This is a genomic window from Thermobispora bispora DSM 43833, from assembly GCF_000092645.1.
GTDB lineage: Bacteria > Actinomycetota > Actinomycetes > Streptosporangiales > Streptosporangiaceae > Thermobispora > Thermobispora bispora.
In genome coordinates this window covers 4,154,417-4,170,120 of record NC_014165.1, presented here as the reverse complement: position 1 = coordinate 4,170,120, position 15,704 = coordinate 4,154,417, and the positions used below count along the sequence as shown (strand labels likewise).

Below are 15,704 nucleotides of genomic sequence, written 5' to 3'. Positions count from 1 at the left end.
CCCAGGGGATCCATGCTAGTGCGTCGGGTGCTTCCCACCTTCCCGATCGAAGACGCTCGAATCGGACTTTCGGGTTACCTGCCGCTTGCCGCTCACTCTCCCGACCCTTACCGTCCTACCCGGCTCGCCACCAGCCCAATGATGGAGTTGATCTCCGGCACCCGCATCCGGTGGGCGATGGCGACGTAGAGCAGGAGGCCCAGCCCGCCGCCGGCCACGAGCACGATCCCCGCGGTGATCACGGTGATCTCCGTCACCTCGCGGACGAGCCAGAGCACGCCGAGCGCGGCCGCCGCGGCCGGGATCGCGGCGAGGAACATCCGGGACAGCCCGGCGAGCACCTCCTGGCCGCCCAGCCCGTGGATCTTCCGGCTCGCCAGCGACCAGGCGATCACGCCGCCCACCGAGTAGGTGATCAGGAACGAGGAGGCGAGCCCGATCACGATGTAGCGCGGCGGCAGGGTGAGGTACGCGACCACGCTCAGCGACGCGTTGAGCGTGACGTTGATCGCGGCCAGGCCGGCCGGGGTCCGGGTGTCGCCGAAGCTGTAGAAGACCCGCAGCAGGAGCTGGAAGATCGAGAACGGCACGAGGGCGAGGCCGAAGACCTGCAGCACGTGCCCGATGTAGAGCGCGTTCCCGGTGGTCATGTGGCCGTACGAGAAGATCACCGTGGTCACGGCCGGGCCGAGGACGAGCAGGAGCAGGCCGGCCGGGACGATCGCGGACGAGACCAGCCGGACCGCCGAGGCGAACTCCGCCCGGGCCGAGCCGAGGTCGCCGTCGGCCACGTGCCGGCTCATCCGGGGCAGCATCGCGGTGATCACGGAGACCGCGATGATCCCGTACGGGAGCTGGAAGAGCTGGAACGCGTACGCGTAGGCGCTGTTGCCCGCGCCCGGGGCCCGCTCACCGGCGCCGGTGGCGAGCTTGGTGGTGACGAGGAAGCCGAGCTGGTTGATCGCGACGAACGCGAACGTCCAGGCCGCGCTCTTGACCGCCTCGCCGAGGCCGGAGCCGCGCAGGTCGAACCGGGGACGGAACCGGAACCCGACCCGGTGCAGCGCGATGATCAGCACGATCGCCTGGGCCACGATGCCGGCCGTGGTGCCGATGCCGAGCAGCATGAGGTCCCGGTCGGTGACCCGCTCGATGTCCGAGGTGCCGATCGCGTAGTAGGCGCAGAGCACCCCGATGACCACGATGTTGTTGACCACCGGCGCCCACATGGGGGCGCCGAACCGGTCCCGGGTGTTGAGGATCGCCCCGGCCATGGCGCCGACCCCGAAGAACGCGATCTGCGGCAGCATGAACCGCGCCAGGGTCGTGGCGACCTCGATCTTGTGCTCGGACCAGTTCTCCGCGGTGTAGAGCTCCATGATCGGGCGGGCGAGGAGCACGCCGACCACGGCGACCGCGGAGAGCCCGACCACGGCGAGGGTCATCAGCCGCTGCTCGAAGGCCTGCCCGCCGTCCGGGTCGCGCTGCTGCGCCCGCACGATCATCGGCACGATGACGCTGCTCAGCACCCCCTGCAGGAGCAGGTCGAACAGGATGTAGGGGATCTGGTAGGCGGCGTTGTACGCGTCGCCGAGCGCGAGCGTGCCCACGGCGGCGGCGAGCAACGCGGTGCGGACGAAGCCGGTGAGCCGCGAGACCATCGTGCCGGCCGCCATGATCGCGCTGGCCCGCAGCATCCTGCTCATGGTCTTCCTTCACGTCCTGACGGCCGGGTGGGTGGCCCGGCCGTCCACGGGTCGACTACTCCGGAGGCCGGTCCGCGGGTACGGCCGGCTCCTGGGCGCGGGCCGCCGGCTCCGGCGGCCCGGACGGCTGCGATCGCCCGGACGCCTGGGACGGCCCGGACGGCCGCGCGGGCTCGGGCCGCGGGGACCGCTCGGCCGGCCCGGGCTCCGCCGACCGATCGGAGGCCGCCTCGCCGGCGGGCTCCGCCGAGGGGCCGGCGGGCTCCGCCGAAGGGGTCTGCGGGGCGGGCCCGGGCGCCCGTCCGGGCTGCTCCCCGGCCGCGGGGGGCCGTCGCCGCCGCCGTATCAGGCGGAGCACGAGGGCGGCCAGCATGATCGCCGAACCGGCCCCGACGATGGCGAGGGCGATGCCGGTGTAGTCGGTGGCGTGCACGGTGACGTGCACCTCTTTGCCGTACCGCTTGCCCTCCGCGGTGAGGAGCTGGATCCCGATGGTCGCGTCGCCTCCGCCGCCGGGGACGGTCACCGGGACGTTCACCAGCTGGGTACGGCCCGGCAGCACGGTGATCAGGTCGGTCTCGAAGACCCCGCCGGGCACGTCGATCGCCAGCCGGGAGGCGTCCTTCGAGGTGACCCTGATCTTGACGGTGATGTCCTTGTCGAGGTTGTTGGCGACGCTCACCGGCACCTGGCCGTCGGTCCCGGCCATGGTCCGCGGCGTGTCGATCACCGTGACCTTGCCGAGGCGGTTCGCGATCGCCGCGTCGAGCTGCTTGGCGAACCGGGTGCGCTTGCGGTCGCCCCGCCAGGCGACCGAGGTGATCCGGAGGATCGCCGCGTTGAACAGCGGCGTGTGCTCCTTGGTGATGGTCGCCACGGCGTCGGCCTGCTGGCTGAGCCGGCGGACCGTGCCGAGGTAGGAGCGGCCGAGCTCGGCGCCGCGGTCCTGATCGCCGTAGACCAGGTCGGTGCGGGCGGTGGGCGCGTTGCCGGTGCCGGCTTCGGTGAGCGGGACCATGCGCAGCCACGGGGCCTCGGCGGCCGCGTTGAGCAGCCCGGACAGCGCCGTGGGGTTCGGGGTCCACGGCCGCTTCCGCGGGGCCGCGATCAGCTGGACCTCGGTGGCGCGGCCGGCGGCCCTGGTGCCGCCACGGCCGGTGGCCCTGGTGCCGGCGGCCGGCGACCGGCTCTGCTCCTGCCGCTGGGACGCGAGCAGGGCGGTCTCGGCGAGGAACCGCTGCCGGGCGAGGAGGGCGGCGTCCCCGGTCCCGGAGACGTCGTCGGTGAGGATCCCGCTCAGGACCGGGTCGGCGAGGAGCGCGGTCACCTGCTCGTCGGCCACGGTGTCGATCCGGACCGCGGGCTCGGGGTGCTCGCGCGGGGTGGCCGCGGTGGTGCCCGGGGTGGCGGTCTCCTGGCCGGCCGCCTGCCGCTCCGGGAGGGTGTCCCCGTCGAGCAGCACGGTCCGCACCCCGGACACGGCGAGCTCGTCGAGCGTGTCCCGGTCCAGCCGCCCACCGGCGGGCCAGAGGATCGAGGTGGGGACCTGCTTGCCGAGCAGCTCCGTCGCGACCGCCCCGCCCCGCTGGATCGCGGCCACGGCCGGCGCCTCCAGCCCGTTGTGGATGAGCGCGGTCAGGTCCGGATCCGCGTACGGCAGGGCGAACACGGTGGCGTCGGCGAGCGCCGTGCGCAGATCGGCGAGCCACCGGCTCGCCGCCTGGTCGGCGGGCATGCGCCGGCCGCCGTCGGCGGTCTTCACCGTGTACCGGCCGGCCGAGACGGCGTGCACGTCGTCGAGCACCGCGGGGTCGACGAACCAGGTGGCCTGCTTCCCGGCCGCGGTGCCGGCCACCTTGAGCAGGCCCGCGAGGCGGCCGGAGGTGATCGACGCGCGCAGCTCGTCGTCCATGAACGTGGCGTCGTCGGCGCGGTGCGGGCGCTCGGTGAGCGGCAGCGCCACGGCGAGGCCGATCCGGGGGATCTCCGCGTCCTCCGGGGCGTAGGTGAGGAACGTCCGTTTGATCGCGATCCGCTGCCCGCTGTTCGCGTCGAGCACCTCGATGGCGAGGGGATAGACCCCGAACTGGGACATGCCCAGCTCCTGGGGGGTCACCGAGAGCTGGAAGGGCAGCCTGCCCGACTGGACCGCGGCGAAGTGGATCTTGGTGCTGTACCTGGTGGTGACGTAGCCACGGTCGGCGAGGAACGCCGCCATCTCGGAGCGGAGCCGGAACGGCCGGCCCGGCGAGTAGTGGAGGCGCACATGGACGGACGCCGACGTGCCGGTGAACGTCCCGGCGATCGTGATCGGTGCGGACGGGGATCGCGCGATCGCCGGGGTGATCTGCCCGAGGACGAGCGGGTCCGCGGCCCTGCGCGCGCGATCCGGCGCCGCGGCAGCGGTACCGGCCAGCCCCGCCATGGCGAGCAGGGCGGCCAGCACGGTCAGCAGAACGGCTTTACGGATCATGAGCGAGCCGGCGGGCGGGTACGGCACACGCCCAGAATGCTAGGGCCTGTGCCGCGTGCACTGGGCGGCCACGGCCGCCGGCCCGGTTTCGTGGCGGGGGAGGAAGTCCACCCGCCGGCCCGGTAACAGGGCCGCGAGCTGCGCCGCTCGCACCCGCAACACGGTGAACCGCTCACCGGTGGGGGTGTGCACCACGTCGTACGGCCCGAGCCGGTCGAAGAGCCGCCGGTCGACCAGCACCGGCAGGCCCTCCGGGAGCAGCAGCGGGCAGATCAGCCGGTCCGGGTAGTCGGTCAGCAGGTTCACCTGGAAGGGGGAGGCCGGTTGGGCGCGGTGCGCCCGCAGGGCCGCCGCGACCACCGCCGAGGTGAGCGCGGCGCTCACCGCGCAGATCACGGCCACCGGGACCGCGGCCGCGCCGCCCGGGCCGCGGCCGTCCCGGGGCCAGACCTCGAAGACGGAGGCGTGAACGCAGGTCTCCGGGGCCACACCGAGCACCAGGGGCAGCTCGTCCGAGCACGTCAAGGGACGGGGAAGACGTACGATCTCATGGTGGATCTGGTGTGCGAGGAGCCAGCGGTGGATCGCGAGAGCGTCTTTCATCTCAATATGCTCCTTGCATCGTCCAACCTCCCCGAACGGGCCGTAGCCTGGTGATCCCTGGGCGCGGGTCTCGCCGAGCCGGGTGAGATCGTGACGCCGGGGGAGAAACCACTCCGTAGCTGAAGGATCTACCCAGCCTTGTCCGCATCGAATCTGACCGACAGACAGCAGCGGGCCGTGAACGAGCTGTTCCGGCGGATCGCCCCGGTGGCCGACGAGCTCGGCGAGCTCTTCGCGGCTCGCGGACACGAGCTGGCCCTGGTCGGCGGCTGCGTGCGCGACGTGTTCCTGGGCCGCCTCGGCAAGGATCTCGACCTGACCACCAGCGCGCGCCCCGAGCAGGTGCTGGAGATCGTCAAGGACTGGGCGGACGCCGTCTGGACGATCGGCATCGAGTTCGGGACCGTGGGCGTCCGCAAGGGCGACAGGCTGCTCGAGATCACCACCTACCGGAGCGAGTCGTACGACCCGTCGTCACGCAAGCCAGAGGTCTCCTTCGGTGACTCGCTCGAGGGCGACCTGTCCCGGCGGGACTTCACCGTGAACGCGATGGCCGTGCGCCTCCCGGGCTACGTGTTCGTGGACCCCTTCGGCGGGCTCGGTGACCTCGCCGCCAAGGTGCTCCGCACGCCCGGCAGCCCGGAGCAGTCGTTCGACGACGATCCGCTGCGGATGCTCCGCGCGGCCCGGTTCGCGGCGCAGCTCGGCTTCACGGTCGCGCCCGAGGTGGTCGAGGCGATGACGGCCATGGCCGGGCGGATCGACATCGTGTCGGCGGAGCGGATCCGCGACGAGCTGGACAAGCTGATCTGCGCGCCGCACCCGCGCGCCGGGCTGACCCTGCTCGTCGACACCGGGCTCGCCGCGCGCGTCCTGCCGGAGCTGCCGAACCTCCGGCTGGAGATCGACGAGCACCACCGGCACAAGGACGTCTACGAGCACACGCTGATCGTGCTCGAGCAGGCGATCGCCCAGGAGACGGGCGGCCCGGACCGGGTGCTCCGCTGGGCGGCGCTCCTCCACGACATCGGCAAGCCGAAGACGCGGCGGCTCGAGCCGGACGGGCGGGTCACCTTCCACCACCACGAGGTGGTCGGGGCGCAGATGGCCCGCAAGCGGCTCACCGAGCTCAAGTTCCCCAAGGACGTGGTGGCCGACGTGTCCCGGCTGGTCGAGCTGCACTTGCGCTTCCACGGCTACGGCTCGGGCGAGTGGACCGACAGCGCGGTGCGGCGCTACGTCCGGGACGCCGGGCACCTGCTGGAGCGGCTGCACAAGCTCACCCGGGCCGACTGCACCACGCGGAACAAGCGGAAGGCGGCCGCGCTCGCCCGCGCGTACGACCAGCTCGAGGAGCGCATCGCGCGGCTCGCCAAGGAGGAGGAGCTCGCCAAGATCCGGCCCGAGCTGAACGGCCACGAGATCCAGGAGATCCTCGGCATCCCGCCGGGGCCGCTGGTCGGGAAGGCGTACAAGTTCCTGCTCGACCTGCGGATGGACCGGGGCCTGATCGGCAAGGAGGCCGCCAAGGAGGCGCTGCTCGAGTGGGCGCGCGCCAACGGCGTGCTCCCGTCCGGCTCCGGCGGCTGAGACCCCGGGCGGCCACCGGAGCGCTCTCGCCGGCGCACGCCGTACCGCGGGCCGGGATGCCGTGGTACGGCCGGCCGTGGTCGCGCGGCGGTGCGGCCGGGTGGTGCCTGAGGGTCATGCGGCCGGGTGCCGCCGGCGGGGTCATCCACCGCCGGCCGATCATGCGGCGGGGCCGGCCGAGGGCATGCGGTAAGGGGCGTGCAGGACGGCCGAGGGCGAGCGGCACGGCCGGCGGGGGCCATCCGGGACGGCGGCCCGGGGATGCATACGGGTGGCCGCGGCGGCGTGGGCCGTACACCGGTTCAGGCGCGCCGTGCCGCCGGGGCGTATCGCGGCGATCAGGAGGGCGGCTGCCGCTGGGGGAGGACGGCCTCGGTGGCGAGCACCGGCGGCCGGTCCGCCCGGGGCACGAGGAGCCGGTACGCCGCGGCGCCGAGCAGGTAGCCGGCGGACGCGACCGCCAGCGTGGTGACCGACCTGCCATCGGCGGGCAGGAGCGCGGCCGCGATGGCGGCCCCGGCCACGGTCATGCCGTTGAACAGCATGTCGTAGATGGAGAAGACCCGGCCGAGGTAGGCGTCCTCGACGTCCCGCTGCACCACGGTGTCCGTGCAGATCTTCACGCTCTGCCCGCCGAGGCCGAGGGCGAACCCGGCGGCGGCGAAGCCCCACTCGTGGAAGGTGACGCACAGGCCGAAGGCGAGCACGCCGCAGGCGGCGAGCGTCAGCGGGATCCAGGTCTCGATGGGGAACCGGCGGGTCGCCCAGGGGGTGACCACCACGGCGAGGAAGTAGCCGGCGCCCGAGGTCGCCACCACCACCGCGATCCCGCCGAGCGCGGCGTCCGCGTCGTCGGTGAAGTGGTAGCGGTACAGGATGTAGGTCTCCGCGATCAGGATGCCGTACAGCAGGCGGTGGGACGCCATCGCGCCGAGCGCCCCGGCCGCGCCCCGCCGCCGGGCGACGTGCCGGGCGCCGTCGGCGAGGCCGCGGAGCACGTTGCGGAGCGCCTCCCGCGCCTGCGGCAGCGCCGGGTCGTACGCGGGGCCGAGCAGGGACCGCTCCATGGCCCTCGCGATCGCCGCGCTCGCGCCGTAGGTGAGCCCGGAGAGCGCGAGCAGGGCCGCGGTGCCCGCGGCGTCCGGCCCGGCGACGAAGCGGAGCAGGAACCCCGCCACGGCGCCGAGGAACGTGGCGACCGTGCCCGAGGTGGGGGTGATCGCGTTCGCCGCCATGAGCCGGTGGGGCGGCACCACGTGGGGGAGCGAGGCCCCGAGCGCGGCGAGGAAGAACCGGTTCACGCCGAGCACGGCGAGCGCGGTGCCGTAGAACAGCCAGTCCGGGGCGTGGCTGAGGACGAGCGCGGCGAGGATGAGCAGCAGCGTCCCGCGCAGCAGCGGGGAGATGACCAGGATCTGCCGTCGCGACCAGCGGTCGATGAACACGCCCACGAAGGGGCCGAGGAAGCTGTACGGCAGGAGCAGCACGGCGAGCCCGGCGGCGATCGCCACGGCCGTCGCCTGCCGCTCCGGGCTGAAGAACGCATAGCCCCCCACCGCCGCCTGGAAGAGGCCGTCCGAGAACTGCGAGGCCAGGCGGGTGCCGTACAGCCGCTGGAAGTCCCGGCCCTGGAGGAGCGTGCGCAGGTCCGCGACGAAGCTCACGCCGACAGCCTACGCGGGACGATCGGGGCGGGCATCAGGGCGATCCCTGAGCGTTTCCCTGACCGGCCGCATCCTTGGGGGTCCGGTTACGGGTGGGCCGCGCCGCCCCGGGCGGTGCCCCGGTTTTAGGTCGCCTGGAATTCCAGATATCGGTTCGCGTAGGCTGAGATTGATGATCAACGAAGAACTGGTCGTGCTGGTCGACCGCGAGGGGAACGCGATCGGCACGGCTCCGAAGGCCCAGGTGCACGGCCCCGAGACCCCGCTCCACCTCGCGTTCTCGTGTTACGTCTTCGACGAGCACGGCCGGGTGCTGGTCTCCCGCCGGGCCCTCCACAAGATCACGTGGCCGGGCGTGTGGACCAACAGCTGCTGCGGGCACCCCCTCCCCGGCGAGCCGGTCCACGCCGCGGTGATCCGCCGGCTCGCCTTCGAGCTCGGGCTCCAGGTTGAGCGGGTGGACCTGCTGCTGCCGGACTTCTCGTACCGCGCGGTCATGGAGAACGGGACCGTGGAGCACGAGATCTGCCCGGTCTACCGCGCCGTGGTCTCCGTGGACGCGCGGCCCAACCCCGACGAGGTCGCGGAGGTGAAGTGGCTGCCGTGGGGCTCCTTCGCCGAGGGGGTGCTGAGCGGGGCGATGCCGATCTCCCCATGGGCGAGGGAGCAGATCCCGCTGCTCGTCGCGCTCGGCCCGGACCCGCTCGCCTGGCCGGTGGCCGACGAGGACCGGCTTCCCCCGGTGGCGCGGCCGCTCGCCCGGTGACGCCCGCCGGGCCCGCGCGGCACGGGTCCGGCTCACCGCGGGAGGCGTGACGGGCGCGGGGCGCCGGCCGCCGGGAGAGAGCCGGGAAAGACACGAACGCCCCGGCTCGGCGCGCGCCGGAACCGGGGCGTTCGCGACGTCTGAGATCACTGCAAGGTCAGGTCGCCGGCGTCAGACGGCCGGCATCCGGCCGGGGCACCGTATCGGCGCCCGGCCGGGGCGGATCAGCGCTCGATCTCGCCGCGGATGAACTTCTCGACGAGCTCGCGCGCCTCGTTGTCCGAGTACTGCACCGGCGGCGACTTCATGAAGTACGACGACGGCGAGAGCAGCGGGCCGCCGATGCCGCGGTCCAAGGCGATCTTCGCGGCGCGGATCGCGTCGATGATGATGCCGGCGGAGTTGGGCGAGTCCCAGACCTCGAGCTTGCACTCGAGGTTGAGCGGAACGTCGCCGAACGCCTTGCCCTCCAGGCGGATGTACGCCCACTTGCGGTCGTCGAGCCACGGCACGTGGTCGGACGGGCCGATGTGCACGTCGGCCTTGGAGATCTCGTGCGGGATCTGCGAGGTGACCGCCTGCGTCTTGGAGATCTTCTTCGACTGGAGGCGCGAGCGCTCCAGCATGTTCATGAAGTCCATGTTGCCGCCGAAGTTGAGCTGGTAGGTGCGCTGCAACTCGACGCCGCGGTCCGCGAAGAGCTTGGCCAGCACGCGGTGGGTGATGGTCGCGCCCACCTGCGACTTGATGTCGTCACCGACGATCGGCACGCCCGCCTTGGTGAACTTCTCCGCCCACTCCGGGTCGGACGCGATGAAGACCGGCAGGGCGTTGACGAACGCGACCTTCGCGTCGATCGCGCACTGGGCGTAGAAGCGGTCGGCCTCCTCGGATCCCACCGGGAGATAGGAGACGAGCACGTCGGCCTTGGTCTCCTTGAGGACCTTGACGACGTCCACCGGCTCCTCGTCGGACTCCTCGATGACCTCGCGGTAGTAGGTGCCGAGGCCGTCGAGGGTCGGGCCGCGCTGGACGGTCACCCCGAGCGGCGGTACGTCGCAGATCTTGATCGTGTTGTTCTCCGAGGCCGTGATCGCCTCCGAGAGGTCGCGCCCCACCTTCTTGGCGTCGACGTCGAAGGCGGCGACGAACTCGATGTCGCCGACGTGATAGTCCCCGAACCGAACGTGCATGAGGCCCGGCACACGGCTGTCCGGATCCGCGTCCTTGTAGTAGTGGACGCCCTGCACCAGAGAGGCGGCGCAGTTGCCCACCCCGACGATGGCTACGCGCACCGAACCCATAGCACTTGCTCCTTCACTCATCTGCCTTGGGCAGTTCCTGCCCCTGGTCTTCCGGTACGGGTCGCCCGCGGCCGCCGGCCCCTTCCCCTTCGGGGGAGGCCGCGGTGCGTCGCTCGGAGTCGATCAGCTCGTTGAGCCAGCGCACTTCGCGCTCGACCGACTCCAACCCGTGGCGCTGGAGTTCGAGGGTGTAACTGTCCAGCCAGTCCCGCGTCCGGGCGAGAGCCGCGCGGACCCGCTCGAGCCGTTCCTCCAGACGGCTGCGCCGGCCTTCGAGGATCCTCAGCCGTACGTCGGCATCGGTGTGCCGGAAGAACGCGAAGTGGATCCCGAAGCTCTCGTCATCCCATGCGGACGGACCGGCTTCGGCCAGCAGTTCCTGCAGGCGCTCTTTTCCTTCCGCGGTGAGCCTGTAAACGATCTTGGATCGCCGGCCGATGACGGTGTCAGGAGGGGGTTCTTCTTGGGTGATGAGGCCTCGATTGAGCAGGTCTCGTAGGCACGGATAGAGCGAGCCGTACGAGAAGGCGCGGAACGTCCCCAGCAGCGTGTTGAGGCGTTTGCGCAGTTCATAGCCGTGCAAGGGGGTTTCGTGCAGCGATCCCAGGATGGCCAGCTCCAGCAGTTCCCCGCGAGAGCGCGCTACTGGAACCACCCCCTGTCTCCAGCCGATGTATCGAGTCGATACATCGGCAGGATACGTCGCGAGCCCGCTCAAGTGCAATGGTGAATGATCCGTCAAGAATTGGCCAATAGCCGTAATCTGGGGCACATGTGGTCACAGTGGTCAGCGGTACGGCGCGCACCCCGGCCGGCCCGCGACGAGGGGGACGGACCGAAACGGGGTTCCCGCCGCGCGACCTGTGCACCCTGCTTTCAAAGAACATGCCCTTTCGGGCGCCGTCGTAACATGATCACATTCCGCTCCGTCGCGAGGACGGCCGTCGGCCGGCCCGCGCCGGTGACGGCGCCGCCTGACGTGGCAGGCACCCGTGAGATGGCTGGGATCTGCGGCGAAACCGGGGTCGTCGCGCGAGCGGTCTGCCATCGTGGTCATAGGTACCGCCTGGTGGGTTCGCTCACCCCGTCGCACCCGTTCGCACCGCCCCTCACCAGGGTGACCGCCACCAGGAGAGCATCGCCGACCGGCTCGTTGCCGGTGCCGACGAAATCCAGAGCAGTAGTTGAGGACCCGTGAACCACAGCAGCTACGGACCGGAGCCGACCGGCCGGCCCGAGGATCTGCCGGGCCCCGGTGGATCACCTCGCCCTGGGCGCCGCCGTCGCTCGTCGCGGGAGTCCCCCACAGGCCGTGTGCCCGCCGGAGGCGGCCGGCCGGGGTGGGGCCCGGCCTCCGGAGCCCCGCCCAGCGCCCAGGCACGCCGTAGAGAGGCCGCGTTCGAGGACACGGCGGCGATGAGCCCGGTGCCGCCCGCCCCGGACGGCCCGCCGTACCGCCCCGCGGGGCCCGCCCCGCGCCGTCCCGCCGAGCCCTTAGGCCGGGAGACCCGGTACGGCGCCGCGCCGGGCCGGGCCGCCGCATCCGGTCAGGAGCGCACGCAGGTCATGGGCATGCCGACCGGGGGCTACCGCCGGCGGCGGGAGGCCGAGGAGACCGAGGTGCTCGCCACCGGCCCCCGGCGCCGCAGGCGGCAGCCGGCCGAGGGCGTGACCAGGGAAGGCAGGGGCGCCCCCGGAGGACCGGCGGGCCCTCGCGGGCCGCAGGGTCCCGGTGGGCGCGGCCCCCGTGATCCGCGGGATTTCGCCGACGACGGCAAGCCCCGGCGGTCGGGGTGGAAGCGCTTCCTGCCGAGCTGGAAGCTCGTGGTGGCCGGGCTCACCATCGTGGCGGCCGGCATGTTCGGCATGATCGTGGTCGCCTACATGAACACCCCGCTCCCCTCCGAGAAGGACGCCCAGGAGAGCGCGACCGCCCAGGGGAGCGTCTTCTACTACCGGGACGGCACCCCGATCGCCCGGCTCGGCACGAAACGCATCGCGATCAAGCTCGAGCAGGTCCCCCAGCACGTCCGCGACGCGGTGATCGCCGCGGAGAACCGCAGCTTCTACGAGGACTCGGGCATCGACTTCACCGCGATCCTGCGCTCCGTCTGGATGACGGTGACGGGCCAGCAGGTGCAGGGCGGTTCCACCATCACCCAGCAGATGGCGCGCAACTACTTCAACGCCCTGTCCAAGGAACAGACGATCAAGCGGAAGATCCGCGAGATCTTCATCGCGATCAAGCTCGACAAGGAGTGGTCGAAGGACAAGGTCCTCGAGTACTACCTCAACACCGTCCCCTTCGGCCGTAACACGTACGGCATCGAGGCGGCGGCCCGCGAGTTCTTCAAGGTCTCGGCCAAGGACCTCACCGTCGCCCAGGGCGCCTACCTCGCCGGCCGGATCCAGCAGCCGGGCAACTTCGACCGGTACGAGGCCAACAACAACTTCGCCCCCACCCGGGAGCGGTTCGAGTACGTGATCAAGGGCATGGCCGAGATGACCGACGAGAACGGCAAGCCCAAGTACCCGAACATCACGGCCACGGCGAAGTTCCCCAAGCCCCGGCCGCAGGTGGTCTCCGAGCAGTTCGGCGGGCTGCGCGGGTACATGCTCACCGAGGCGATCAAGGAGCTCGCCAAGCGCGGCATCAGCCGGGAGCAGATCGAGACCGGCGGCTACAAGATCTACACGACCTTCGACAAGCGGCTCATGCAGATCGCCCGGAAGGCCGTGCTCGCCACCACCCGCACGATGTCGAAGGAGTTCCACGCCGGCCTCGCCGCGGTCGACCCGACCAACGGCCGCGTGCTCGCCTTCTACGGGGGCGAGGACTACATCAAGGACCCGTGGAACGAGCCGTTCGACTCCAAGAAGCAGGCGGCGTCCGCGTTCAAGCCGTACGTGCTCGCCGCCTGGCTCGAGGCCGGGTACAGCCTCAACAGCTGGGTGCCGGGTGACAAGACCGTCCCCGACCCGCTGCCGGGCACGCTGCCCATCGGCAACAGCCACAAGGTGCCCGCGGCGATCGACGTCATCCACGCCACGGCGGACTCGGTCAACACCGCCTTCGCGTCGATGGCCTACAAGCTCGACGCCGACGCCGGCACGATCGGCCAGCTCAAGGCGGTGAAGGACATCGCCATCGAGGCGGGCCTCGACCCGAAGCGGATGGAGGACGACATCAAGGAGCACAAGTACCAGTTCTCCATCGGCAGCGCCCTGGTCACGCCGGTCGAGCAGGCCGCGGGTTACTCGATCTTCGCCAACGAGGGCAAGCACGTCGACTACCACGTGATCCGGGAGGTACGGCAGGGCTCCACGGTCGTCCTCAAGGAGAAGAAGGAGGTCAAGCAGGTCATCTCGCCGGAGGCCGCCGCCGACGCGGTCGCCGCCCTGGAGAAGGTGCTCACCGAGGGTACGGCGGCCGGCAAGGGCATCGGCCGCCCGGCGGCCGGCAAGACCGGTACCAACAACGACGAGAAGGAGGCCTGGTTCGTCGGCTTCACGCCGCAGCTCTCCGTCGCCGTCGGCATGTACCGGGAGCAGTGCCGGACGAAGAGCGGGAAGATCGTGCAGCCCAAGTTCGCCGGGTCCTGCCCGAAGGGCTCGGTGGCGCGCGAGGTCTCCCTCGGGTTCGAAGGCGCCGGTCCACCGACCACGATCTGGCGCACGTTCATGATGGAGGCGCTCGCCGGCCAGCCGGTGAAGCAGTTCCCGCCGAAGGCGGGGATCGGCACCCCGCAGAACATCGTGCCGAGCCCCACCCCGACGCCGAAGCCCACTCCGACGGAGGAGTTCCCGTACGAGGACTTCCCGGACATCGTCCAGGGGGACGATGAGCAGGAGTGCCAGCCCGGCGAGCCGGGCTGCGGCCCCGTCGAGGACCCCGGCCGGCACGAGCTCGACATCGGCGGCGGGCCGAACGGCGGCGACGGCAGCCAGCAGATCCCGCTGGGGCTCGGGCCGCCCGCCTCCGCGCCGACCGGAGGCGTCAGGCGCACCACGGTCGGCTGATCGTACGGCTCGCGCCCGCCCCGGGAGGGCCCGCTCCCGGGGCGGGCGATCTCGCTCGGCGGGAGTTGCGCCGGTGAGCCCCCGGCGCCTCTCCCGGGGCGGGCGATCCCCGCGCCGGACGGGCGGACCCGGCGCCGCCCGCCGGGCCGGAACGCCGTGACGGATGCCGGAGAAGGGCCGTCAATGGTGCAATACCGTCCATGACGACTCGGTCCCTGCACCCAGGCCCGTTATCCAAGATCGAGAAGGCCGGGCCGTACCTCCCGCTCGGCCTGATCGCCGGGCTCGGCGCCGTGCTCGCCTACCTGTGGAAGTGGCCGTGCCGCTTCGGCGGGGTGTGGAACGCGGGCGTCGGCCAGTTCACCCACTACTGCTACACGGACATCTATCCGCTGTTCTGGGCCGAGCGCCTCAACGAAGGGAAGATCCCCTACCTCGACCACCCGGTCGAGTACCCGGTCGGCATCGGCGCGATCATGGAGTTCGCCCGGCGCCTCGCCGGCGGCGACGGGGTGAGGTTCTACGACATCACCGTGGTCCTCATGGGGATCGCCCTCGTCGCCGGCGTGCTGCTGCTCGGCGCCCTCGCCGGCCGGGACCGGTGGCACGACGCGCTGTGGTACGCCATCGGCCCCGCCGTCATCCTCTGCGCCTTCATCAACTGGGACCTCGCGGCCGGGGCCCTCGCGCTCGGCGGCCTGCTCGCCTGGGCCAGGCGGCGGCAGTACCTCGCCGGGGTGCTGCTCGCGCTCGCCGTGGCCACCAAGTTCTACCCGCTGATGTTCTTCGGCGCGCTCTTCCTGCTCACCCTGCGCACCGGCAGGTGGCGGCCGTTCCTGCAGACCGCCGGGGCCGCCGCGGTGACGTGGCTCGCGGTGAACGTGCCCGTCATGCTCGCCAACTTCGACGGCTGGAAGCGGTTCTACGAGTTCAGCCGGGAGCGCGGCGCGGACTGGGGCAGCGTGTGGTTCTTCTTCCAGCGCGTCGACCGGCCGGAGTGGCTCGCCTTCCTCGGCGACCCTGAGCTGCTGAACGGCATGGCCATGGCCGCGGTCGCCGTGCTGCTGCTCGGCGTGGCCGTGCTCACCCTCGCCGCGCCGCGCCGGCCGCGCCTCGCCCAGGTCTGCTTCCTGGCGCTCGCCGCATTCATGATCACCAACAAGGTATGGTCGCCGCAGTTCGTGCTCTGGCTGGTGCCGATCGCCGTGCTGGCGCGGCCGAGGCCGCTGCCGCTGCTGATCTGGCAGCTCGCCGAGTGCTGGTACTTCTTCGCGATCTGGCGCTACCTGGTCACCCAGGTCGGCGGGCCCGAGGCGTACCTCGGCATCGGCGACGGGCCGTACTTCCTCGCGCTCTGGGCGCGCGCCCTCACGGTGATCATGCTGATGGTGCTGGTGGTCCGGGACATCCTCCGGCCCGAGGACGACGTGACCCGGACGGGCGGGGTGGACGACCGCTCGGGCGGGGTGTTCGACCGGGCGCCCGACCGGTTCGCGCTCCGCATCCGCCCGCGCGCCGCCGCGCAGCCCGCGGAGACGACCTGAGCCGCGTGAAAGTTTCCTCGAGATTCAGGGGATT

General features: G+C 71.8%; 10 protein-coding genes. 4 read left to right on the top strand and 6 right to left on the bottom strand.

What is annotated here, in order from left to right:
- Positions 1–107: 107 nt before the first annotated feature.
- The 3 genes from murJ to TBIS_RS17815 are packed head-to-tail and all read right to left on the bottom strand — an operon-like array spanning position 108 to position 4,782.
- Entirely contained in the window at positions 108–1,706 is a 1,599-nt protein-coding gene (gene murJ, locus TBIS_RS17825) for a murein biosynthesis integral membrane protein MurJ (protein WP_013133795.1), read from the bottom strand.
- Positions 1,707–1,761: 55 nt separating this feature from the next.
- Positions 1,762–4,206 (bottom strand): DUF6049 family protein, encoded by a 2,445-nt coding sequence (locus TBIS_RS17820; RefSeq protein WP_013133794.1) that lies wholly within the window; start codon positions 4,204–4,206, stop codon positions 1,762–1,764.
- A gap of 12 nt (positions 4,207–4,218) precedes the next feature.
- The gene (locus TBIS_RS17815; RefSeq protein WP_013133793.1) at positions 4,219–4,782 is read right to left on the bottom strand and encodes an aminoacyl-tRNA deacylase; all 564 of its coding nucleotides are present in this window, start codon (positions 4,780–4,782) and stop codon (positions 4,219–4,221) included.
- A 138-nt stretch (positions 4,783–4,920) separates the two neighbouring features.
- Here TBIS_RS17815 and TBIS_RS17810 point away from each other — a divergent pair, with 138 nt between their 5' ends.
- Positions 4,921–6,372, top strand: coding sequence for a CCA tRNA nucleotidyltransferase (locus TBIS_RS17810; protein WP_013133792.1), 1,452 nt, complete (start codon positions 4,921–4,923; stop codon positions 6,370–6,372).
- A 338-nt stretch (positions 6,373–6,710) separates the two neighbouring features.
- Here TBIS_RS17810 and TBIS_RS17805 read toward each other — a convergent pair whose 3' ends face one another.
- Positions 6,711–8,036 (bottom strand): MFS transporter, encoded by a 1,326-nt coding sequence (locus TBIS_RS17805; RefSeq protein ID WP_013133791.1) that lies wholly within the window; start codon positions 8,034–8,036, stop codon positions 6,711–6,713.
- Between the two features lie 172 nt (positions 8,037–8,208).
- Between TBIS_RS17805 and idi the strand changes: the two genes are divergently transcribed.
- Entirely contained in the window at positions 8,209–8,802 is a 594-nt protein-coding gene (idi, locus tag TBIS_RS17800; RefSeq protein WP_013133790.1) for an isopentenyl-diphosphate Delta-isomerase, read from the top strand.
- Positions 8,803–9,026: 224 nt separating this feature from the next.
- Here idi and TBIS_RS17795 read toward each other — a convergent pair whose 3' ends face one another.
- Positions 9,027–10,106: an inositol-3-phosphate synthase gene (locus tag TBIS_RS17795; RefSeq protein ID WP_013133789.1), complete on the bottom strand. Its 1,080-nt coding sequence runs from the start codon at positions 10,104–10,106 to the stop codon at positions 9,027–9,029.
- 13 nt (positions 10,107–10,119) lie between these two features.
- Positions 10,120–10,761, bottom strand: a complete 642-nt coding sequence (locus tag TBIS_RS17790; protein ID WP_013133788.1) for a PadR family transcriptional regulator — start codon at positions 10,759–10,761, stop codon at positions 10,120–10,122.
- 761 nt (positions 10,762–11,522) lie between these two features.
- On the opposite strand from TBIS_RS17790, the gene TBIS_RS17785 reads away from it, so the two are divergent.
- Together TBIS_RS17785 and TBIS_RS17780 are read left to right on the top strand one after the other, a co-directional pair.
- Complete coding sequence (locus tag TBIS_RS17785; protein ID WP_013133787.1) at positions 11,523–14,126, top strand: transglycosylase domain-containing protein; 2,604 nt, start codon at positions 11,523–11,525, stop codon at positions 14,124–14,126.
- Positions 14,127–14,326: 200 nt separating this feature from the next.
- A complete protein-coding gene (locus tag TBIS_RS17780; RefSeq protein WP_013133786.1) occupies positions 14,327–15,670 on the top strand; it encodes a glycosyltransferase family 87 protein in 1,344 nt (447 codons plus the stop codon).
- Positions 15,671–15,704 lie beyond the last annotated feature (34 nt).